19 protein-coding genes and 1 tRNA gene are annotated in these 21,551 nt (G+C 70.4%); 8 read left to right on the top strand and 12 right to left on the bottom strand.

Annotation, left to right across the window (positions count from 1 at the left end):
• Positions 1-226 precede the first annotated feature (226 nt).
• Positions 227-301, bottom strand: a tRNA-Val gene (locus ACZ7J0_RS06565).
• Positions 302-471: 170 nt separating this feature from the next.
• Here ACZ7J0_RS06565 and ACZ7J0_RS06570 point away from each other — a divergent pair.
• The 4 genes from ACZ7J0_RS06570 (at position 472) to ACZ7J0_RS06585 (ending at position 3,890) form a co-directional block, all read left to right on the top strand.
• Positions 472-1,272 carry a DUF4097 family beta strand repeat-containing protein gene (locus ACZ7J0_RS06570; RefSeq protein WP_470884617.1) on the top strand — a complete coding sequence of 267 codons (801 nt, stop codon included), beginning with the start codon at positions 472-474 and terminating at the stop codon, positions 1,270-1,272.
• A gap of 182 nt (positions 1,273-1,454) precedes the next feature.
• On the top strand, positions 1,455-2,795 hold the full coding sequence (locus ACZ7J0_RS06575) for a hypothetical protein (protein ID WP_470884618.1): 1,341 nt from the start codon (positions 1,455-1,457) through the stop codon (positions 2,793-2,795).
• A 242-nt stretch (positions 2,796-3,037) separates the two neighbouring features.
• Positions 3,038-3,652, top strand: coding sequence for a DUF4383 domain-containing protein (locus ACZ7J0_RS06580; RefSeq protein WP_470884619.1), 615 nt, complete (start codon positions 3,038-3,040; stop codon positions 3,650-3,652).
• A 22-nt stretch (positions 3,653-3,674) separates the two neighbouring features.
• On the top strand, positions 3,675-3,890 hold the full coding sequence (locus tag ACZ7J0_RS06585) for an FmdB family zinc ribbon protein (protein ID WP_470884620.1): 216 nt from the start codon (positions 3,675-3,677) through the stop codon (positions 3,888-3,890).
• A gap of 174 nt (positions 3,891-4,064) precedes the next feature.
• On the opposite strand, the gene ACZ7J0_RS06590 is transcribed toward ACZ7J0_RS06585, so the two are convergent.
• The 3 genes from ACZ7J0_RS06590 to ACZ7J0_RS06600 are packed head-to-tail and all read right to left on the bottom strand — an operon-like array spanning position 4,065 to position 8,874.
• The gene (locus ACZ7J0_RS06590; RefSeq protein ID WP_470884621.1) at positions 4,065-4,934 is read right to left on the bottom strand and encodes an HAD family hydrolase; all 870 of its coding nucleotides are present in this window, start codon (positions 4,932-4,934) and stop codon (positions 4,065-4,067) included.
• Positions 4,931-7,651, bottom strand: coding sequence for a phosphoribosyltransferase (locus ACZ7J0_RS06595; RefSeq protein ID WP_470884623.1), 2,721 nt, complete (start codon positions 7,649-7,651; stop codon positions 4,931-4,933). Before ACZ7J0_RS06595 ends, ACZ7J0_RS06590 begins: the two co-directional genes overlap by 4 nt.
• Before the next feature lie 56 nt (positions 7,652-7,707).
• Entirely contained in the window at positions 7,708-8,874 is a 1,167-nt protein-coding gene (locus ACZ7J0_RS06600) for an HpcH/HpaI aldolase/citrate lyase family protein (protein WP_470884625.1), read from the bottom strand.
• Positions 8,875-9,073: 199 nt separating this feature from the next.
• Between ACZ7J0_RS06600 and ACZ7J0_RS06605 the strand changes: the two genes are divergently transcribed.
• On the top strand, positions 9,074-9,973 hold the full coding sequence (locus tag ACZ7J0_RS06605; RefSeq protein ID WP_470885159.1) for a TerD family protein: 900 nt from the start codon (positions 9,074-9,076) through the stop codon (positions 9,971-9,973).
• A 23-nt stretch (positions 9,974-9,996) separates the two neighbouring features.
• Here ACZ7J0_RS06605 and ACZ7J0_RS06610 read toward each other — a convergent pair whose 3' ends face one another.
• The 6 genes from ACZ7J0_RS06610 to ACZ7J0_RS06635 all read right to left on the bottom strand — a co-directional run bounded on the left by ACZ7J0_RS06610 (position 9,997) and on the right by ACZ7J0_RS06635 (position 14,537).
• Positions 9,997-10,731, bottom strand: coding sequence for a TerD family protein (locus tag ACZ7J0_RS06610; protein WP_470884626.1), 735 nt, complete (start codon positions 10,729-10,731; stop codon positions 9,997-9,999).
• Between the two features lie 119 nt (positions 10,732-10,850).
• On the bottom strand, positions 10,851-11,999 hold the full coding sequence (locus tag ACZ7J0_RS06615) for a DUF475 domain-containing protein (RefSeq protein ID WP_470884628.1): 1,149 nt from the start codon (positions 11,997-11,999) through the stop codon (positions 10,851-10,853).
• 77 nt (positions 12,000-12,076) lie between these two features.
• A complete protein-coding gene (locus tag ACZ7J0_RS06620) occupies positions 12,077-12,652 on the bottom strand; it encodes a TerD family protein (RefSeq protein WP_470884629.1) in 576 nt (191 codons plus the stop codon).
• A gap of 97 nt (positions 12,653-12,749) precedes the next feature.
• Positions 12,750-13,325, bottom strand: a complete 576-nt coding sequence (locus ACZ7J0_RS06625) for a TerD family protein (RefSeq protein WP_468705497.1) — start codon at positions 13,323-13,325, stop codon at positions 12,750-12,752.
• Positions 13,326-13,531: 206 nt separating this feature from the next.
• The gene (locus ACZ7J0_RS06630; protein WP_468705499.1) at positions 13,532-13,990 is read right to left on the bottom strand and encodes a peroxiredoxin; all 459 of its coding nucleotides are present in this window, start codon (positions 13,988-13,990) and stop codon (positions 13,532-13,534) included.
• A 115-nt stretch (positions 13,991-14,105) separates the two neighbouring features.
• Positions 14,106-14,537, bottom strand: a complete 432-nt coding sequence (locus ACZ7J0_RS06635) for a DUF3052 domain-containing protein (RefSeq protein WP_468705501.1) — start codon at positions 14,535-14,537, stop codon at positions 14,106-14,108.
• Between the two features lie 465 nt (positions 14,538-15,002).
• Between ACZ7J0_RS06635 and aceE the strand changes: the two genes are divergently transcribed.
• Both aceE and ACZ7J0_RS06645 read left to right on the top strand, forming a co-directional pair.
• Positions 15,003-17,750, top strand: coding sequence for a pyruvate dehydrogenase (acetyl-transferring), homodimeric type (aceE, locus tag ACZ7J0_RS06640; RefSeq protein ID WP_470884631.1), 2,748 nt, complete (start codon positions 15,003-15,005; stop codon positions 17,748-17,750).
• Positions 17,751-17,791: 41 nt separating this feature from the next.
• Positions 17,792-18,568, top strand: a complete 777-nt coding sequence (locus ACZ7J0_RS06645) for a potassium channel family protein (RefSeq protein WP_470884633.1) — start codon at positions 17,792-17,794, stop codon at positions 18,566-18,568.
• On the opposite strand, the gene ACZ7J0_RS06650 is transcribed toward ACZ7J0_RS06645, so the two are convergent.
• Both ACZ7J0_RS06650 and ACZ7J0_RS06655 read right to left on the bottom strand, forming a co-directional pair.
• On the bottom strand, positions 18,549-18,926 hold the full coding sequence (locus ACZ7J0_RS06650; RefSeq protein WP_470884635.1) for a peptidase inhibitor family I36 protein: 378 nt from the start codon (positions 18,924-18,926) through the stop codon (positions 18,549-18,551). The genes ACZ7J0_RS06645 and ACZ7J0_RS06650 overlap by 20 nt on opposite strands.
• Before the next feature lie 150 nt (positions 18,927-19,076).
• Positions 19,077-20,687, bottom strand: a complete 1,611-nt coding sequence (locus ACZ7J0_RS06655) for an MFS transporter (RefSeq protein WP_470884637.1) — start codon at positions 20,685-20,687, stop codon at positions 19,077-19,079.
• Between the two features lie 116 nt (positions 20,688-20,803).
• Between ACZ7J0_RS06655 and ACZ7J0_RS06660 the strand changes: the two genes are divergently transcribed.
• Positions 20,804-21,532 carry a TetR/AcrR family transcriptional regulator gene (locus ACZ7J0_RS06660; protein WP_470884639.1) on the top strand — a complete coding sequence of 243 codons (729 nt, stop codon included), beginning with the start codon at positions 20,804-20,806 and terminating at the stop codon, positions 21,530-21,532.
• The last annotated feature ends 19 nt before the right edge of the window (positions 21,533-21,551 follow it).

Below are 21,551 nucleotides of genomic sequence, written 5' to 3' on the forward strand. Positions count from 1 at the left end.
CTCTCAGTGTCCCTCTGAGGGCAGCGGCGTGCAGGACGGAGGCATCTGTTGCGGCAGGCAGCTGACCGATCAGACCGGGTTCCCCATCCAGCCCTCGTCAGCGCGAAGCGGTCAGCCGGCAATGGATCGGCTGCTCAGGGGGCGTCGCCAGTCATGGACGCCCATGAACGCCGTCAGAAGTAGATGTCAAAGGCCCCCCGCCATGATCGGCGGGAGGCCTCTGTGCTGGTGGGCGCGGACGGTTTCGAACCGCCGACATCTGCTTTGTAAGAGCAGCGCTCTACCCCTGAGCTACGCACCCGTTGAATGAGGCAACAGCGTACATGGCCCCCGGGTGTGTCCTGCAAACCGATACACGGGGCGCGGGGGCCCGGGGGATAGCCCCACCCCCGAGACGGTGGGTCGCAGGATCGTGGGGGCGGTGGGGTTCTCCGTATCTTGGCGGGGTCTTCGAACGCGCTACCTGGGGGAATGATCATCGTGGCCGCACATCGCGTACGTACCGGCGCCGGCGCCCGTCACCGCACACTCGTCGCCGGCGTGGCCGTCGTGGTCGGGATGGTGGGGGTGGCCGGGTGTGGGAGTGGGGATCTGGACGCCGCGCCCGTCGAGAGGAAGACGTTCGCGTTCGAGGGGAAGGCGCTCACCGTCGACGCCGGGAACTCCGGGCTGGAGCTCGTGCCGGCCGATGTGAAGGACGTCGAGGTGACGCGGCAGGTCGACGGGTGGGTGTTCATGGGGAGCGGGCCGGACGCCACATGGAAGCTGGAGGACGGGACGCTGACGCTGCGCGTGGAGTGCGACGGGCTCGCGGCCGACTGTGACTCCCGGCACCGGATCAAGGTGCCGCGCGGGGTCGCCGTGGTGGTGCGGAACGACAACGGCAGTGTCACCGCGGACGGGTTCGCCACCGCGCTGGACGTCCGGTCGGACAACGGCGAGGTGACGGTACGGAACGCCGGCGGCCCGCTGACACTGGAGAGCGACAACGGGCAGGTCACCGTGGAGCGGTCGACCGCGAAGAGCGTCGTGGCGCGCAGCGACAACGGAGAGGTGCGGCTCGGCCTGAGCGCCGTGCCCGACCGGGTGGAGACCTTCAGCGACAACGGTGCCGTCACGATCGATCTGCCGCGCGGCAGCACCCGTTACGCGGTCACCGCCGACAGCCGTAACGGCGAGGTCGCCGTCGACGTGCCGACCGACGACAGCAGCGCGCATGTGGTGAAGGCGCAGAGCCACAACGGGGAAGTCACCGTGCGAACCGCGAACTAACCGGCCCGTGTGTTCGTCCTTACCTGGTGGGAGAATGAACCGGCAGGGTGGACACGGCACGGGAGAGGGATGTGGCGGCGACACACGCGAGGGCGAGTGCGAGCAGTGCCGTCAGTGCCGTCAGAGCTGTCCTCGGGAAAGGCGTCCGGGCCGGAGTCGCGGCGCGCCCCCGGACGGGTCTCGTGGCAAGCCTCGGGAAAGGCGTCGGAGATGTTGTCGGGCTGACGCTCCTCGCCGTCCCCATCGCCCTCGCCGTACTGCCGGCCGCCTTCGCCGGTGGGGGTACGCGTCGGTGGTTCGGCGGGCGCGGCGAGAGCCAGCGGGCCGAGGCCCAGGCCGCCAAGGACGACGCCGCCGCGGCCTTCTACGAGCTCGACACCGCCCAGCGTGACTTGCGCATCTCGATCGAGACGATCACGGCTGTGGACAGTTCCCCCGGCGCCCGCCGGGCAGTGGACGACTTCGCCGAGCTGGGGCGCCGGATCGACGAGGTGAGTCATCGCTACATCACCGCCGTCGACAGCCATGACCTCGACCGTGACGATCTCGACGCGTCCACGGCCGTGCGGGCCCGTACGGAGCTGACGCGGGCCAAGGACGATCTCGTACGGGTCAAGGGGGAGCTGGACCGGTTCGAGCAGGGGCTCGCGCCGCTCCTCGACACGGCGGAGACCCAGCTGGCGCGGCTCGCCCCGGCCGTCGAGCGGGCGCGACAGGCGCTCCGCAACGCGAGCACCGCTCTCGACACGGTGCGGGGCTCGGGTCTGAGAGCGGACGATCTCGCCGCCCGGCTCGCCGCCCTCGGTCCCGAGCTCACCAAGCTCAACGAAGGCGCGGGCCGGCATGGCGTCCCCGAGACGCTCCGGCGCGCCGACCAGGTCCTGCGCGACGCCGAAGCCGTACGCGCCGAGGCCGAGCGGCTCCCCGAGCGCGCTGCCGAGATCGACAAGCGTCTGGTCTCCCTGCGCACCCGCGCCCAGGCCCTGGGCAATCGCTCCGATGCCGTCGAGCCCGTCCTCAGCGAGCTCCGGCGCCGCTTCTCCGCCGCCTGCTGGCAGGACCTCCAGTCCGTTCCCGGGCAGGCCGCGGAGAGCGTCCGGCAGGCCGAGGAGAAGCTCAAGGAGGCGGCCAAGGCCCGGGACGAACAGCGCTGGCCCGACGCCACCGCCCTCCTCGCCACCGTGCGCGCCCTGCTCAACGCCACCGACGAGGCCGTCTCCGCCGCGGGCGACCGGCTCCAGCGGCTCAACGCCGTCGCCAAGGACCCCCAGCAGGAGGTCGACCGCACCCGCTTCGCCATCCGCGACGCCCAGCGCCTCGCCATGGCCGGCCGGAACACGCCCGATCCGCGTCACGCCCGTCCTCTCGACGACTCCGTGGCCCGTCTGGAACGGGCCGTCGCCGGTCTCGAGGGCCGCCACCCCGACTACTGGCACTTCCTCACCGAGACCCGGGCCGTCCGGGCCGCCGCCGCCCGGGTGGTCGAGCTCATCCGGGAGGAGCGCGGCGCCGGCACCCACTGAGCCGGTCCCGCCCCGCCTCACGAACCACCTCGCGCCACGACCCCGGGCGCCCCTTGAGCTGCCCCGCCCACGCCTCCGCCCCACGCCTCCGCCCCACGCCTCCGCCCACGCCTCCGCCCCATGCCTCCGCCCCCGCCCCCGCCCCACGGGCCTCACACAGCCCCCTGACTTGTTCCCGGCCCCGCCCACGCGGATGCTGGAAGTGCCCGCGTTCCGCGTTCCGCCGGTGTCAGGAGGCCGCCATGGCCACCCCTGCTCTCCACCCCCGCCGCCGCACCCCCCACTCCGTGCGCCGCGCCGCCCCGCGTCGCGCCGGACACGTGCGCCTCGACGAACACCTCCCCGTCGACCACCGTCTCAGCCGGGTCTACCGCGTGGGCGCCGGCCTCACCGGCCTCGTCCTCCTCGCCTTCGGGATCCTCGGACTCCTCGACAGGACCGGCTTCTTCGACACCCACGGCGACACGGTCGCGGGCCTCAACACCAACGGCGCGCTGAGCGTGCTCTCCATCTGCGTGGGGCTGCTGCTCTTCGTCGGCATGGTCATCGGCGGCAACTTCGCCTCGACGCTCAACATGGTCCTCGGCATCGCCTTCATCCTCAGCGGCTTCGTCAATCTCGCCCTGCTGGACACCGGCCTGAACTTCCTCGCCTTCCACATCCAGAACGTGCTCTTCAGCTTCGCCGTCGGCCTGATGCTTATGTTCTTCGGGATGTACGGGCGGGTCAGCGGCACGCTTCCGCACGACAACCCCTACTGGCGGGCCCGTCACCCGGAACAGGACGCCAGCGAGCGTCGCCGGGCCGAGCGGGCGGCCCGGGCCAGGACCGCACGGGAGAGCAGCCGGTCCCGGTAGACAACGCCGCTAACCTGGGGCCATGCCTCGTTACGAATTCCGCTGCCGCACCTGTGGCTCCACGTTCGAGCTGAACCGGCCCATGGCCGAGTCCGGCGCCCCCGCCTCCTGCCCCGACGGACACGACGACACCGTCAAGTTGCTCTCCGCCGTCGCGGTCGGCGGCACCGCGTCCGGGCCCGCCCCCGGCGCGGGCGGCGGGGGCGGCGGCTGCTGCGGCGGGGGCTGCTGCGGCTAACGGAAGACCTGCGGCCCCCGGACCGCCAGGCGGTCAGGGCCGCGCCCAGGCCCCGGGGCGGCCCCGCACACCAACGATGACCGCCACGCTCAGACCCGGGCGGCCCCGCACACCGCGACGACGACCGCCGGACCCGCCCGGTGGTCGCGCACACCACGGCGATGACCGCCAGGCTCAGGCCGGGGCGCCCCGGCGCACCGCCGGGATGACCGCCGGACCCGCCCGGTGGTCCCGGCCCGCCCTGCCGAAGCGGCGCAGGATCTCCTCGCCCGCCGCGACGCCGCGCTCGGGCAGGACGTCCAGCTGCGGGGCGGTCCACTCGCTGTCGGCGAGCTCGCCGTGGCCCGGCCGCCAGGAGCGGTCGGCGGCGAGCAGCAGGTCCGCGTCCAGCAGGGAGTCCCCGGCGGCGAGGGTGAGCGTGGCGCCGGTGCGGTGGGCGACCTCACGCATGGCCGCGCTCTTGGTCAGCGGCTTCGGCACGGCGTACACCTTGCGTCCCTGGAGCGAGACCGTCCAGCCGCGCTCCTCGGCCCACTCCGAGAACTCGTCCAGCCACTCCGGCGGCAGCAGCTCCCGTTCGATGACGAGATAGGTGAAGACGTCCTCGGCCACCCGGTGCTTGCGCACCCAGGACGGGTCGGTCGTGGCGAGGAGCCGGGCCCGTACGTCCGCGAGCGGCGCGCACTCGGCGGCCAGTCTCTTCACGACCCCCGCGTGCCAGTCGTGGTCGGTGACGCCGTCCACGAGGAGATGCCCGCCGTTGGCGCAGATCGCGAACTTCGGCGGACGGCCGGGGAGTCGGATGCGCTGGTACTGCTTGCGGGTGCGCGTCGTCGTGGGGACGAAGACGGTGTCGGCGGAGAGTTCGGCGAGCAGCGCGGCCGCGGCCTCGGTCATGTACGACAGGGGCTTGCTCTCGTGCACCTCGACGCAGAGCAGCCGGGGCGCCTGAGCGTCGGGCATCGCGAGTGCGAGGGCGGCGGAGGAGTAGATCAGGGTGCGGTCGAGGTCGCTGGCGACCAGCACGGTGGAGGCGGTACTCACTTGGCCGTCACCGCCCTGCCGTCGGCGCCGGTGGCGCCCCGCGTGTACTGGGGGTGGATCAACCCCACGCAGGTGTAGGGGAGTCCGTCGACCTCCTCGACCGGGACCCCGCGCTGTCGCGCGAGCAGGCGCACGTGGTCGAGGTCGGCGCCGGCGCCGCGCTGGGCCAGGATCTTCCAGGGGACGCGCCGCAGCAGCACCCGGGTCGTCTCGCCGACGCCCGGCTTGACCAGGTTCACGTCGTGGATGCCGTACTCCTCGCTGATCCGCTCGACGGCCGCCCAGCCCTCCCAGGTGGGTGCGCGATCGGCCGAGAGCAGCTCCTTGACCTCGGCGTCGACCGCGTCCGTGGCCTCGTCGAAGCGGGCGGCGACCGCGTCGAGGAAGTGGCCGGACAGGTCGGCGGCGGCGAGCTCGCGGTAGTACTTCCCGCCGTGGAAGTCGTCGGGTCCGACGAGGTCGGCGCGCAGGACCGTGCGGGAGATCAGGCCGGAGACGGTGGAGTTGAGGCAGGCGGAGGGGATGAGGAAGTCCTCGCGGGTGCCGTAGGTGCGGACGCACGAGCCGGGGTCGGCGAGGACGGCGATCTCGGGGTCGAAGCCGTCGAAGTCCTTCAGCGCGTCGGCGAGCTCGCGGGTGATGGCGCCCTTGCCGGTCCACCCGTCGACGAAGACGACGTCGGCGGGGTTGTGGTGCTGCTGGAGCCAGCGCAGCGCGTTGGCGTCGATGCCCCGGCCGCGCACGATGGAGACGGCGTAGTGCGGCAGGTCCAGGCCGTGGCGGTACTGGGCCCAGCGGCGCATCAGGATGCCGACGGGCGTCCCGGCTCGGGCGAGCGAGACGAGGACGGGCCGCGGGGACCGTTCGGCGAGGACGGTCTCGGTGACCGTGCCGACGGCCCGCGCGATCCGGGCCGCGGAGGTCTCCAGCGCGGCGTGGAAGAGCTCCTGGTACTCGGGGCTCGGCTGGTACTCGACGGGCAGCGACTCGGCGTAGTGGGCGCCGCCGCTCTGTATGGCCTCCTCGCGCTCCTCCGTGGGCGCCTCCAGCTCGACGCCGGAGAGGTCCTGGAGCAGCCAGCCGACCTCCTCGGGGGCGTACGAGGAGAAGGCGGGGCCACGGAGGGGCTCGGGCAGGCGCGGCATGGAAGCCCTTTCGGGTGCGCGGTCGGTGTCGTGCGCGGGCGTGAGGGTGTGCGTGGGAGCGTGGGCCGGCGCGGTGGGGGACGCGGGCACGTGGGCCGGCGTGTACGAGGGGACGACGGCGAGGGCGACGCGCGGTATGTGCGCGGCGAGCTGGGCCAGCAGGCCGTCGGAACCGTGCAGTTCGGGTGTGTCGGCGGCGGAGTCGACCACGACGACGACCGCGTCGAATCCGCCGCCGGCGACGTTGTACGCGTACCGGTCGCCCGGTCCGTCGGCGGGCCGGTCGTGGGCGGGGAAGACGAGCCGGGTCCGTATGGCGTACCCGGGGTCGTCGACGGCGAGGACGGGCGAGCGGGTGGTGGTGGAGTACCGCACGTCGACGCCGTCGCGTTCGAGGGCGACGCCGAGCGCCAGCGGCGCGTACATCAACTCCTCGAAGCCGAGGACGAGGACGCGGGGGGTGGCGGCGGGCGTGGGCCCGTCGGCCGGCCCCGCGGGTGCGCCGGGTCCCGTCACGGGGGTGGCGCCGCCCGGCCGCCCGCCGGCCTCGGTGGCGGCGCTCGTTCCCGCCGCCACCTCGTCGCCTCCGCCGCCCAGGCCCAGCGCCCGCGTGACGCGGGCTGCCATGGCGGGCAGGGCGGCTTCGAGGCGTGCCCGGTGGGCCGGGGTGAAGCCGTGGCGGCCCCCGTCCGGGACGCCCTCGGGCCAGCCGAGGTCGACGCGGGTGAGGCCTCCGGCGAGTTGCTCGCTCCGGGGCGCTCCCGGCGGTCCCGCGGCCCCGTCCGTGCTCGGAGCGTCCACGCCCGACGCGGCACCCGCGCCCGCCCGACGCGGCTCGGGCCCGGCTGCCGACTCGTACTGCCGGACCAGCTCGCGTCCCCGCTCCAGTACGTCCTCCGGCAGCCGGACCGTGCCCGAGGCCAGTGCTATGAGGTCCACCCGCGCGTCGATCTCGTTCGCGAAGGCGGCGAGGCGGGCCCGGTCCTCCTCGCCGCGCATGTCGACGAGGGCGACGATCACGTACCGGTCGCGCGGGTAGCGCTCGTGGAGGGCGCGGATCGTGTTCAGGACCGTGTTGCCCGTCGAGAACTCGTCGTCGACGAGGACGAGCGGTCCGTCGCTCCCCAGCAGTTTCGGGTCCTCCGGGAGCAGCAGGTGGGAGGTGGCGTGGGAGTGGGACTCCTCGAAGCCGCCCGCGCGCTCGACGCCCTCGACCGGGCGGCGGGTGGAGTGCAGGTACGGGGCGACGCCCACGCCGTCGGCGACCGAGTGGCCGAGGCCGGTCGCGGTTTCCGCGTACCCGAGGACGACCGCGCGGGCCGCGTCGGGGCCGAGCAGGTCACGGACGCGGACGCCCAGGTCGTAGCCGGAGCGCCAGACGACCGTGGGGCGCTGCGGCACATGCTTGCCGAGGACCTGGGAGACGAGCAGATGCGCCCGCTTGGGATTGCGGCGCAGGGCCAGGCCCAGCAGGTCCCGCAGCCTGTCGTCGCCGACCAGTTCGACGTTCAGCCGCTCGGCGACCCACGTTCCGGACCACACCACGTCGCGTATCTCTCTTCCTCGGGTCATCGCCGGCGTCACCGCTCGGGTCATCGCTGGGGTCATCTCTCGGGTCACCGGCCGGGTCACCGGTCGGCGAGTCCGGCCGTGAGCAGCTCCACGAAGCCGACGTCCTCGTTCGCGACGCCGAAGACCTCGGCGCGCCGGAGGGTCCGCTCGGCCCAGGCGCGGTGCGGCTTCACCTCGTTCATCTTGTTCGTGTACGCGGAGCGCAGGACGCCTCCGCCGCCCCGCTCGGGCCGCAGGATGTCCTGCGCGTCGCTGAACTCCTCGTGGCTGACGACGGACAGGGCGTGCACGGGCAGGACGTGAGAGGGGTGGATGCAGGTCTTGCCGAGCAGGCCGTTGGCCCGGTCGAGTTCGATCTCGCGGAGGAGACCGTCGAGGTCGTGCTCGATCAGCGCGGTGCGCAGTTCCTCGGCCCGTCCCTCCATGAAGGGGCTGCGGCGCAGCTGCGGCTTGAACATCCGCTCCTGGAGCCGGAAGTACTCCCAGACGGGTCCGGTGATGGTGAAGCCGGTGCCGTCGGAGCGGCCGAGGACGTTGACGACGTCGGCGATGACATGAGCGACGAGCTGGACGTCGTACGCGGTCATGTCGGGCGAGCGGCGCAGGCCGTACGCCGAGCAGAAATCGGTGACGCCGAGCCGCAGGGCGAGGACCCGGTCGCGGTACTTGTCTACGGTCCGGGCGATTCCGGTGAGGGTTTCTGCCCGTGTTTCCAGGTGGAGCAGCTCGGGCGACTCGAGTACGGGCATGGCGAAAAGCCGCCGTCCGCTGTCGCTTTCGGCCGTCGTGAGCGCCTCCAGGAACGGAACGCCGCGTTCCTCGGTGAATTTCGGCAGGACGAACCCGCAGAGCAGCCGGGCGGACGGGCCGAGCCTGCGGACCAGGTCGGTGATCTGTCGGGGCTCGCGGACCCGCACGAAGAGCAGCGGCACTTCGCCGCCCCGGGCGTCGAGGTCGGCGAACTGCCTGATCAGGTTGGTCTCGGCCGCTTCCACCTCGCCGTCGCTGATGGAGTCCTCCAGGCACAGCACCATGGAGACGACTCCCCGGGCGGCCTGCTTGTGGATGTCGTCGGCGAGCCGCGGCCGGGTGGCCGGGCTGTAGAGAGTGGCGCCGAGGGCGGCGGCCAGCGTACGCGCGGGCGAGCCCGCGTCGAATTCCCCGGGCTCCTGATGGAACAGCCCGGCCCGGGCAGAGGGCGGGATATGCCCGAAATGACGCATGTGGATCCCCCGAACTGCCGTGATGGCCCTGACAACATGTGGCCGGTAATAGTACGTAGGGACGAGTGTCCGGAGTTCCCCCACGTGCATGAATTTCAGGTAACTCGTCTGCTTCTCGCCCGTGTGACGTGCATGGGGAGAGAGTGGGGTCGGGGCCCCGCGTTGTCCAGTGGGTCCACGGGAAGGCAGGATGACCGCCATGACGCACGCCATGCTGAAGGGCTCCAACGTCCCTCTCGACGCAGCGGCCGTACGGGCCGTGCTGCGCTGGACCCCCGGGGCCGGCGTCCCGGACGTGGACGCCTCGGCACTGCTGCTCGGCGCCGACGGGCGCGTGCGGTCCGACGAGGACTTCGTCTTCTACAACCAGCCGCGGCACCCCTCGGGGCTGGTCCGGCGGCTGTCCAAGAAGCGGCTTCCGGAGGGACTCACCGACACCGTCGAGGCGGACCTGACGGCGCTGGATCCGTCGGTGGACCAGGTGGTGATCGCCGCGTCCTCGGACGGCGACACCTTCCGCCGCGTACAGGATCTGCGGATCCTGATGTACGACGCGGGCGCGGCCGACCGGGAGCCGCTGGCCGTCTTCGACGTGAAGCCGGAGACCGGCGAGGAGACCGCGATCATCTGCGGCGAGCTGTACCGGCGCGGGGACGGGTGGAAGTTCCGCGCGGTGGGACAGGGCTATCCGACGGGCCTGGTCGGGCTGGCGACGGCCTTCGGAATCTCCGTGGACGAGGCGGCGGAGGCCGCCCAGGCCCCGGAGGCCACCGCGCCCGGAGGAACGGCCGGAGCCGCCACCGGCGGCCCCACCGCGGCCGCGGAGGCCGCCACCGCGCACATGCCCTCTCCGGCTCCGCTCTCCGTCCCGCCGCAGCCGACGGCACCGCCCGCTCCCGCCACACCGCCCACCTACGGGTACCCGCACGCCGCCGCACCGGCCCCCGAGGGATCGGGCCCGGGGTACGGCTATCCGCAGCCCTCCTCGGCGCCGTCGCAGCCCGCCTATGGCTATCCGCAGCCCGCGGCGGCGGCCGCTCCCGCGTCGGACCCGAATTTCAAGCTGCCTCCGATGGGGCCCCAGTTCGTCCGTCCCTGAACGGGCCGGCGGGAAGCGCGGCCTCAGAGCTTGCTCTTGTAGCCGCGCCCCCACTGGAGTCCCCACCCGTACAGCCGGTCCAGCTCCGCCTGGAAGCCGTACACGAACTTCACCTCGCGCCGCACGACCAGCTCGCCCTTGACGTTCTCCACCGTGAACACGGCGCAGGAGCGGGCCTGGGGCGCCCGCTCGTCCAGCTCTATCTCGATCCGCGGGCCGTTGCTGGGGTAGAGCGTCATCGTGGCGTGCGTCCGGTCGAAGGCCGGGGTCTGGTCGTAGATATAGACGAAGAACAGCAGCCGCTTGATGGCGTCGCGGTGATCGAGATTGACGAAGATGGTCTCGCCGGACGGTGAACCGAACCGGTCGTCGCCGCTGAGCTTGACGTAGGGCGCGTCGTTCAGGCTCCCGAAGAAGCCGCCGAGCGGCTGTACGACGCCCTTGCTGCCGTCCGCCAGCTCGTACATGCAGCCGATGTCCAGGTCCACGTTGACGACGCCCTGGGTGTGCGCCTGGACGACCTCGGGCTTGAAGAGCTTGGACGGGTTGCGCAGCAGGCCGCTCTGACGCGAGCGGCCCTCGATGTCCGAGGTGCGCATGCGCCACGAGAGGTTGACCCGGAGGTTTCCGGTGGCGGCGCCCTGCTTGGTGAGCGACACCGTCGGGCGCCGTTTCGTCAGGTCGATCGAGTTGGTCGCGGCGCTCCCGGAGTCGAACTGCGCCGCCCTGCCCCGCCACAAGCTGTCCCAGAAGGCCATGCTCCCCACCCCTACTGACGCCGACCGGATATGCGGCGGGGCGGCCGGGTGCACCGGCCGCCCCGCTCAGAAGCGTTCCTCGCCCCCGGGGGTGTCACACCCCCGGATCGCCGAGGGTGTCAGACCCCGGACGACACCTCTGCCTTGTCGTCCGAGGCGTCAGCTTTTCCCTCGGCGGCCGCGAGCCGCTTGTTGCGGCGGATCGAGGACCAGAAGGACCAGCCGATCAGCACGACGCCGACGAGACCGGTGATGACCTCGTGGATCTCGTACTGGATGGTGACCATGAGGATGACGGCCAGCGCGCCGATCGCGTAGTGCGCGCCGTGCTCCAGGTAGACGTAGTCGTCGAGGGTGCCCTGGCGGACCAGGTAGACCGTGAGCGACCGGACGTACATGGCGCCGATACCGAGGCCGAGGGCCATCAGCACGATGTCGCTGGTGATGGCGAAGGCGCCGATGACCCCGTCGAACGAGAAGGAGGCATCGAGGACTTCGAGGTAGAGGAACATGAAGAAGGCGGCCTTGCCGGCGAGCTGGACGGCCGAGACCTTCTTGCCCGTCTTCCTGGCCTCTTCCTCGGCCTCCTGCTCGCGCTCTTCCTCCTCCTCCAGCTTGTTCTCGAAGTAGCCGGAGAGACCGCCGACGATCATGTACGTGATCAGACCGGCGATACCGGAGATCAGGACGGTCGAGGACTTGTCGACATGCGCGCCGCCGTGCTGGTGGGCGTGGACGGCGAAGGTCATCGAGGTGATGAGCAGAGCGATCAGCGCGATGCAGGCCGACAGCATGTCGATCTTGCCGAGCTTGGCCAGCGGACGCTCCAGCCAGGCGAGCCACTTGATGTCCCGGTCCTCGAAGATGAAGTCGAGGAAGATCATCAGCAGGAACATGCCACCGAAGGCGGCGATGGCCGGGTGGGCGTCCGTGACGAGCTGCTTGTACTGGTTCTCGTCGGTCAGCGCCAGATCGACGGCCTCGATGGGACCGAGCTTGGCGGTGACCGCCACGATCACGACGGGGAAGACCAGTCGCATACCGAACACGGCGATGAGGACACCGACGGTGAGGAAGATCTTCTGCCAGAAGGCATTCATCTTCTTCAGGATTCCGGCGTTGACCACCGCGTTGTCGAAGGACAGCGAGATCTCGAGGATGGAGAGGATCGCCACGATACCGAAAGCGGTCCACCCCCCGTAGAGCGCCGCCGCAGCCAGGCCGAGCGCCGTGATGGCGAACGACCAGCCGAAGGTTTTCAGGACCACTGGCTACCCAATCCTTGTATGGGGGTCACCCCAGGCGGAGCCCGGGAGAGGGGTCTCCCCCCGCGCCGCACGCGGCTTTACGAAACGTTGACCCCGAAGTCTAGAGCGATGCCCCTCAGGCCCGACGCGTACCCCTGTCCGACCGCACGGAACTTCCACTCGCCTCCGTACCGGTACAGCTCGCCGAAGATCATCGCGGTCTCGGTCGAGGCGTCCTCGGAGAGGTCGTAGCGGGCGAGCTCCTGGCCGTCCGCCTGGTTCACCACGCGGATGAAGGCGTTGCTGACCTGGCCGAACGTCTGGCCGCGGTTGTCGGCCTCATGGATCGAGACAGGGAAGATGATCTTGTCGACGTGGGCCGGGACCTTGGTGAGGTCCACGATCAGCGACTCGTCGTCGCCCTCGCCCTCGCCCGTGAGGTTGTCACCGGTGTGCTCGACCGAGCCGTCGGGACTCGTCAGATTGTTGTAGAAGATGAACCACTCGTCGCCCAGGACCCGGCCGGACTGGCACAGCAGGGCGCTGGCGTCCAGGTCGAAGTCGGCGCCGGTGGTGGAACGTGCATCCCAGCCGAGCCCGACCAGCACCTGGGTCAGATTGGGTGCGGCCTTGGAGAGGGAGACGTTGCCTCCCTTGGCGAGCGTGACGCCCATGACGATGGTCCTCCCCGGTGAAAACGCGCGTGACGTGCCTGATGAGGCACGTCCGGCGCCGCACGGACGTGCGGCGCCGGACGGAACTGTCGATGACTCAGACGTTGACGCCGAAGTCCTGCGCGATGCCGCGCAGGCCCGAGGCGTAACCCTGACCGACGGCGCGGAACTTCCACTCCGCGCCATTGCGGTACAGCTCGCCGAAGACCATGGCGGTCTCGGTCGAGGCGTCCTCGGAGAGGTCGTACCGGGCGATCTCTGCGCCGCCGGCCTGGTTCACCACGCGGATGAACGCGTTGCGGACCTGACCGAAGGACTGCTGGCGGTTCTCGGCGTCGTAGATCGACACCGGGAAGACGATCTTGGCGACATCGGCCGGCACGCCCGCCAGGTTCACCTTGACCTGCTCGTCGTCGCCCTCGCCCTCACCGGTGAGGTTGTCACCGGTGTGCTCGACCGAGCCGTCGGCGCTCTTCAGGTTGTTGAAGAAGACGAAGTCCTGGTCGTTGCGGACCTTGCCCTCCGCGTTGACCAGAATGGCGCTGGCGTCCAGGTCGAAGTCCGTACCGGTGGTGGTGCGGACGTCCCAGCCGAGACCGACGGTGACGTCCGTCAGACCGGGCGCCTCCTTGGTCAGCGAGACGTTGCCGCCCTTGCTGAGGCTGACTCCCACGAGTCCCTCCATTGGTTTTCAGGGGCAGCGCCCCCAGGTGCGTTGGCAATCGGATCAACGATTGGATCCTAGTGACCGGTTCCCGTCCGAAACAGGCACTTCACTACGGCGATCGCAGGTGTCGGCCGCCAGGGGCCGTGACCGGTCGCCGGACGGTCCGGCACAAAGGGCCCAGAGCCTCGGAGACACCCGGGGCCCCGGAGGACTCAGAGGGTGTCGAGAGCCTTCACGTAGTCGTTCAGGTCGCGGGCGTCCGGCAGACCATTGACCACGCTCCAGCGCACCACGCCCTCCTTGTCGATGATGAAGGTGCCGCGCACGGCGCAGCCCTTCTCCTCGTCGAAGACGCCGTAGGCGCGCGAGGCCTCGCCGTGCTTCCAGAAGTCGGACAGGAGCGGGTACTCCAGGCCCTCCTGCTCCGCGAAGATGCGCAGGGTGTGGATGGAGTCGTTGGAGACGGCGAGCAGCTGCGTGTCGTCGTTGACGAACTTCGGCAGCTCGTCCCGGAGCGCGCACAGCTCGCCGGTGCAGACCCCGGTGAAGGCGAAGGGGTAGAAGAGGAGCACCACGTTCTTGTCGCCGCGGAAGTCCGAGAGCTTCACGGTGCGGCCGTGGTGGTCCTTGAGCTCGAATTCCGGGGCCTTGGTGCCGACCTCGATCGCCATGACAAACGCTTCCCTTCGCTGGGCCGAACTGGTGAAGTCCACCCTACGCACTCGGCCCCACGCACAGAGCCCCCGCCGAAAATCGGCGGGGGCTCTCATGGCTAGAGGGGTGGGCTCAGCGCTTGCCGGCCTTGGGAGTGACCAGGCGGCTGCCGGACCAGTCCTTGGCCACGCTGACGCTCTTGGTCTGGGAGAGACCCGCGGTCTGGGCGGCATCGCTGATGTCGCTGGGCTCGACGTAGCCGTCACGGCCCGTCTTGGGCGTCATCAGCCAGACGACTCCACCGTCCTCGATCAGACCGATGGCGTCCACCAGCGCGTCCGTGAGGTCTCCGTCCTCGTCGCGGAACCAGAGCACCACGACGTCGGCGACGTCGTCGTACTCCTCATCGACGAGGTCCTGGCCGGTGATGGCCTCAATACCTTCACGGAGTTCGTGGTCGACGTCATCGTCGAAGCCGATCTCCTGGACCACCTGTCCGGGCTCGAACCCCAGCCTGGTGGCCGGGTTGGTCCGCTCCTCCGCGTGGTCCGCGGTCGCGCTCACGGCTTGCCTCCTGATCGTGTTCGGAAAAATGCTGCGGCCGCGCGCGTACGCGTGGCGTTGGCCGTAGTCCACACGGGCTGGGCGGATCGCGCAAGTACCCGGCCGCCGAGACCGCCGAAACGGTGACGTTTGGGGCCGTCTCGCCGCAACTTCCGGCGCGCGCCCCGCCCGGTCCGTGAGCCATGCCACTCCACTTGCCCCGCTTTGCGCGCTTCTTCAGCTTCAGTATGCCGCCCCCGGGCAGGTGAGCGCCGAACGGGCGGACGGAACACATGGTCGGCTTGGGCGTAAGGTTGCGATTTGGCCGAACCCAGAACCGGCGTTCGGACGGGATGTCTCGACCGCGAGGGTTACCCCTCGGTAGAGATGACGTTTGCGTCCCCGGGGTACACGATGGTGGCGGCGCGACAGCTGTGCAGAACCCTCGCAGACACCCCGTAGGCACCACCGAACAGAAGGAACAGCGTGGCTTCCGGATCCGATCGCAACCCGATCATCATTGGCGGCCTTCCCAGTCAGGTCCCGGATTTTGATCCCGAAGAGACCCAGGAATGGCTCGACTCCCTCGACGCCGCCGTTGACGAGCGGGGCCGTGAGCGCGCCCGCTACCTGATGCTCCGGCTGATCGAGCGGGCCCGTGAGAAGCGCGTGGCCGTGCCCGAGATGCGCAGCACGGACTACGTGAACACGATCGCCACCAAGGACGAGCCGTTCTTCCCCGGGAACGAGGAGATCGAGCGCAAGGTCCTGAACGCGACCCGCTGGAACGCGGCCGTGATGGTGTCGCGCGCGCAGCGCCCGGGGATCGGCGTGGGCGGTCACATCGCCACCTTCGCGTCCTCCGCCTCGCTCTACGACGTCGGCTTCAACCACTTCTTCCGCGGCAAGGACGAGGGCGACGGCGGCGACCAGATCTTCTTCCAGGGCCACGCGTCCCCGGGTATCTACGCCCGCGCCTTCCTGCTGGACCGGCTGAGCGAGACCCAGCTCGACGCCTTCCGCCAGGAGAAGTCGAAGTTCCCGAACGGTCTGTCGTCCTACCCGCACCCGCGGCTGATGCCCGACTTCTGGGAGTTCCCCACCGTCTCGATGGGCCTCGGTCCCCTCGGCGCCATCTACCAGGCGCGCATGAACCGCTACATGGAGGCGCGCGGCATCGCCGACACCTCCGCGTCGCACGTCTGGGCCTACCTGGGCGACGGCGAGATGGACGAGCCCGAGTCGCTCGGCCAGCTCTCCATCGCCGCCCGCGAGGGCCTCGACAACCTCACCTTCGTCGTCAACTGCAACCTGCAGCGCCTCGACGGCCCGGTGCGGGGCAACGGCAAGGTCATCCAGGAGCTGGAGTCGCAGTTCCGGGGCGCCGGCTGGAACGTGATCAAGCTGGTCTGGGACCGCTCCTGGGACCCGCTGCTCGCGCAGGACCGCGACGGCATCCTGGTCAACAAGCTGAACACCACGCCGGACGGCCAGTTCCAGACGTACGCGACGGAGACCGGCGCCTACATCCGCGACCACTTCTTCGGTGACGACCACCGGCTGCGCGCCATGGTCGAGAACATGACCGACCAGCAGATCCAGCACCTGGGCCGCGGCGGTCACGACCACAAGAAGGTCTACGCGGCGTACGCGGCGGCCAAGGCCCACAAGGGCCAGCCGACGGTGATCCTCGCCCAGACCGTCAAGGGCTGGACGCTCGGCCCGAACTTCGAGGGCCGCAACGCCACGCACCAGATGAAGAAGCTGACGGTCGACGACCTGAAGCGCTTCCGCGACCGGCTGCACATCCCGATCTCCGACAAGCAGCTCGAGGAAGGCGCTCCGCCGTACTACCACCCGGGCCGCGACTCGGAGGAGATCCAGTACATGCACGACCGCCGCAAGGCGCTCGGCGGGTACGTCCCGACCCGTGTCGTGCGGTCGAAGCCCCTCCCCCTGCCCGGGGAGAAGACCTACGCGGCGGCCAAGAAGGGCTCGGGCCAGCAGTCGATCGCCACGACCATGGCGTTCGTCCGCATCCTGAAGGACCTCATGCGGGACAAGGAGATCGGCAAGCGCTTCGTGCTGATCGCCCCCGACGAGTACCGCACCTTCGGCATGGACGCGTTCTTCCCGAGCGCCAAGATCTACAACCCGCTGGGTCAGCAGTACGAAGCCGTGGACCGCGAGCTGCTGCTCGCGTACAAGGAGTCGCCGACCGGCCAGATGCTGCACGACGGCATCTCGGAGGCCGGCTGTACCGCCTCGCTGATCGCCGCCGGCTCGGCGTACGCCACGCACGGCGAGCCGCTGATCCCGGTGTACGTCTTCTACTCGATGTTCGGTTTCCAGCGGACCGGTGACCAGTTCTGGCAGATGGCCGACCAGCTCGCGCGCGGCTTTGTGCTGGGCGCGACCGCCGGTCGTACGACTCTGACCGGCGAGGGCCTCCAGCACGCGGACGGTCACTCCCAGCTGCTCGCCTCGACGAACCCGGGCTGTGTTTCGTACGACCCGGCCTTCGGCTTCGAGATCGCGCACATCGTCGAGGACGGCCTGAAGCGGATGTACGGCTCGACCGCCGAATTCCCGCACGGCGAGGACGTCTTCTACTACCTGACCGTCTACAACGAGCCGATCCAGCACCCGGCGGAGCCGGCCGACGTCGACGTCGACGGCATCCTCAAGGGCATCCACCGCTTCAAGGCGGGCGAGGCCGGCGCGATCCCCGCGCAGATCATGGCGTCGGGCGTGGCCGTGCCGTGGGCCGTCGAGGCCCAGCGGATCCTCGCCGAGGAGTGGAACGTCAAGGCCGACGTCTGGTCGGCGACGTCCTGGAACGAGCTGCGCCGCGACGCCGTCGAGGCCGACCGGCACAACCTGCTCCACCCGGAGGAGGAGCAGCGCGTCCCGTACATCACGCAGAAGCTCTCCGACGCCCAGGGGCCGTTCGTGGCCGTCTCGGACTGGATGCGCTCGGTGCCGGACCAGATCTCGCGCTGGGTTCCGGGGACGTACACCTCGCTGGGCGCGGACGGCTTCGGCTTCGCGGACACGCGGGGCGCGGCCCGTCGCTACTTCCACATCGACGCCCAGTCGATCGTCCTCGCGGTGCTCACGGAGCTCGCGCGGGACGGCAAGGTGGACCGCTCGGTCCTGAAGCAGGCCGTGGACCGCTACCAGCTGCTCGATGTGGCGGCGGCCGACCCGGGCGCCGCCGGCGGCGACGCGTAGTGAAGGTGCGGGGGAATTTCGACCCCCCGCACCCCCCTAACATGCCCGGCATGAAGGAACGCTGGGAAGAGCGCGTGCAAACGCCACTGCTGATCCTGGCAGTGGCGTTTGGCCTTGCCTACGCCGTGCCGGTCGTCGCGCCCGACGCGGAGCCCTGGGTGCGTACGGTCTGCACCGCCGTGGAGTGGGTGGTGTGGGCCGCGTTCGCCGTCGACTACCTCGTGCGGCTGGTTCTGGCGCCCGCCAAGTGGCCCTTCGTCCGCAGCCATCCGCTCGATCTGGTGGCCGTACTGCTGCCGCTGGTGCAGCCGCTGCGGCTGCTGCGGCTGGTCTCCACCCTGCTGCTGGTGGGACGCCGGGCCCGGATGGCGCCGCAGATCACCCTCACCACCTATGTGGCGGGCGCGGTGGTGGGGCTGATGATGTTCGGTTCGCTCGCCGTGCTCCACGTGGAGCGCAACGCGCCGAACGGGAACATCAAGACGCTGGGTGACGCGGTGTGGTGGTCCTTCACCACGATGACGACCGTCGGGTACGGGGACCACGCGCCGACCACCGGGCTCGGGCGGGTCCTCGCGGTGGGCCTGATGCTCTCCGGGATCGCTCTGCTCGGTGTGGTCACCGCGAACATCGCCGCCTGGTTCATCTCCCGCTTCGACCGGGACGACGAGGCGGAGCGCCGGCAGACGGCGCTCCTCGAAGCGCTGACGCATGAGGTGAGGGAGCTGAGGGCGGAGGTCGCGCGGATGTCGGGGACGACGGCGGGCGCGGTCGTCCCCGAGCAGGACGGGCCCGCTCCTATGTCTCCCAGATCTTGAACGCCCGTACCTGGTACGGGGACCGGGGCACCCAGGTGCCACCGCCGGGATAGGTCTCGAACTCGCCGGTCTCGCCGCACTCCGCGGACTGGTAGGTCGTGACGGGACGGCCGGTGCGGTTGGCGAGAGCCAGGGCGGTGGTGCCGGCCGGCAGGACGACACAGCTCTCGATGTCGGTGTCGGTCAGCTCATGGACCAGGGCCGCGCCCCGGAAGTCGTTCCTCGGCCAGAGGCAGAGCTGGCCCGCCTCGCAGGAGCCGAGGCGGGGAGGCGCGGCGGCGGCGGGCGTCCCGGTGAGGAGTTGGGTGGCGGCCAGGGCGGCGATGGCGGTCGTGGCGAGGACGGTCTTCGTACGCATGTCGGTGAACCCCCGTGTCGTTGTTGATCACTTGGCGTGAGCCTGGGGGCCCGGGCGGGCCGCCGGGAAGGGGGTCCCGGGCGATCCACCCGGATAGGTGACAGCCCCGCCGGAGGGTCCGGCGGGGCTGTGGCGCGTACGCGGTTGACGTCAGATGTGGGCGCCGCCGGCGCCGGCCTCCGCGTTGGCGCCGCGCTTGGTGAGCGTGGCGACGAGCGCCGCGACGACCGCCACGACACCGGCGACGGTGAAGGCGAGGCCCATGCCCGACATGAAGGTGTCGTGGATGACGCCGCCGATCTTGGCGAACAGCTCCGGCGTCATCCCGGGCGCCTTGGCCAGCTCGGCCGGGACGATGCCGAATTCGGCGGCCTGCTCCAGCTTCGGGTCGGCGGGGACGGGGATGCCGGCCTTCTGCCAGTTGTCCGCGAATTCGCCGCTGACGCGGGAGGACATGACGGCGCCGAGGACGGCCGTGCCGAGCGCGCCGCCGACCTGCATCGCGGCCTGCTGGAGACCGCCGGCCACGCCGGAGAGCTCCAGCGGGGCGTTGCCGACGATGACCTCGGTGGCGCCGACCATGACCGGTGCGAGGCCGAGACCGAGGAGGCCGAACCAGAGCGACATGGCCAGCGTGCCGGTTCCGGCGGTGAGGCTGATCATGCCGAACATGGCCACCGCCGTGCAGACCATGCCGCCGACGAGCGGGATGCGCGGACCGAACTTGGTGATCAGGACGCCCGCCAGCGGCGAGGAGACGATCATCATGCCGGTCAGCGGCAGCAGGTGCAGACCGCTGTCGACGGGGCTGAGACCCTTCACACCCTGGAGGTAGAAGGTCACGAAGAAGAGCCCGCCCATGAAGGCGAAGGCCATCAGCACCATCAGTACGACACCGGCCGACAGCGGGACGGAGCGGAACATGCCCAGCGGGATGAGCGGCTCCTTCACCCGGGTCTCCCAGAAGGCGAAGATCACGAAGAGGGCGACCGCGCCGCCCAGGAAGCCCCAGGTGTTGCCGCTCGCCCAGCCCCAGGACTCGCCGGCCTTGATGATGCCCCAGATGAGGGACGCCATCGCGGCGGAGAGGAGCAGGATGCCGAGCAGGTCGAAGGAGCGCGGCGCGTTCTCCGCGCGGTGGTCCTTGAGGATCACCAGGCCGAAGACGAGCGCGAGCACGCCGACCGGCACGTTGATGAAGAAGACCGACTGCCAGCTGACGTGCTCGACGAGCAGACCACCGACGATCGGGCCGCCCGCGGTCGAGGCGCCGATGACCATGCCCCAGATGCCGATGGCCATGTTCAGCTTCTCGGCGGGGAAGGTGGCGCGCAGCAGGCCGAGCGCCGCCGGCATGAGCAGGGCGCCGAAGAGGCCCTGGAGCACGCGGAAGGCGATGACCAGGGCGATGGAGTCGGAGAGTCCGATCGCGCCGGACGCGGCTGCGAAGCCCGCGATGCCTATCAGGAAGGTCTGGCGGTGGCCGAAGCGGTCGCCGAGCTTGCCGGCGGTGATCAGTGCGACGGCGAGCGCGAGGAGGTAGCCGTTGGTGATCCACTGGACGTCGGCGAGCGAGGCGCCGAGGTCCTTCTGGATGGCGGGGTTGGCGATCGCGACGATCGTGCCGTCGAGCGCGACCATCATCACGCCGATGGCCACGGAGAAGAGCGTCAGCCAGGGGTGGCCGCGCAGTCCTTTGGGCGGCGCCGGGACGGTGCTCCGGTCCTGCGACACCTTGTCGACGGTGGTCTGACTAGTCATACCGTCGAGGCTAATGTCAGTCACTGACAATTGACAAAGCAATTCACACGTCGGTAACTGTCACGTAGCTCACAGGTACGCTGAGCGGGTCGAGGTGGCGGAAAGAGGACCATGAAGTGACGGTTTCCGGCCTGCGCGAGCGGAAGAAACAGCGCACCCGCGACTCGCTGCTGCGGGTGGCCCTGGAGCTCTTCACGAGCAAGGGATACGAGAGGACGACCGTCGACGAGATCACCGAAGCCGTCGATGTCTCCCAGCGCACGTTCTTCCGGTATTTCGCCAGCAAGGAGGAGGTCGCCTTCGCCGTCCAGGAGATGGTGGAGGAGCGCTTCTTCGACGCTCTGTGCGAACGCCCTCCGGAGGAGGGCCCGTTCGACGCGATGCGCAACGCGGTGCTGAGCGCCTGGGACACCATCGGCGAGGCGATCATGGAGGTCGTGCCCGTCGAGCTGTATCTGCGGACGTTCCGGATGATCGAGTCGACGCCCGCCCTGCTCGCCGTCCATCTGCGCCGCTCCACGGAGATGGAGGAGCGCATCGCCCGCCTGATCGCCGAACGCGAGGGCCTGGACCTGGACGCGGACCCCCGACCAAGGGTGGCGGTGGCGGCGTTCAGCGGGGTGATGCGGGTGACGGGACAGCTGTGGGGCCGGGGCGAGGACCTCACGCTCGACGCGATCCGGGATCTGACCGAACGGTATCTGGACCACCTGGGGCCGTCGCTGGCGGCGGACTGGCGCACGCGGGCCCAGGGCCCGTCTTCCCGGACGCGGCGCGTGGGCTCGACCGGCTCGCCACTCCCTCCCGGCGCGCCGGAGGGTACCCGGCGCGAGCACGGAAAGTAATCACTCTCCGACCACATTC

The organism is Streptomyces sp. NPDC038280 (assembly GCF_055600045.1).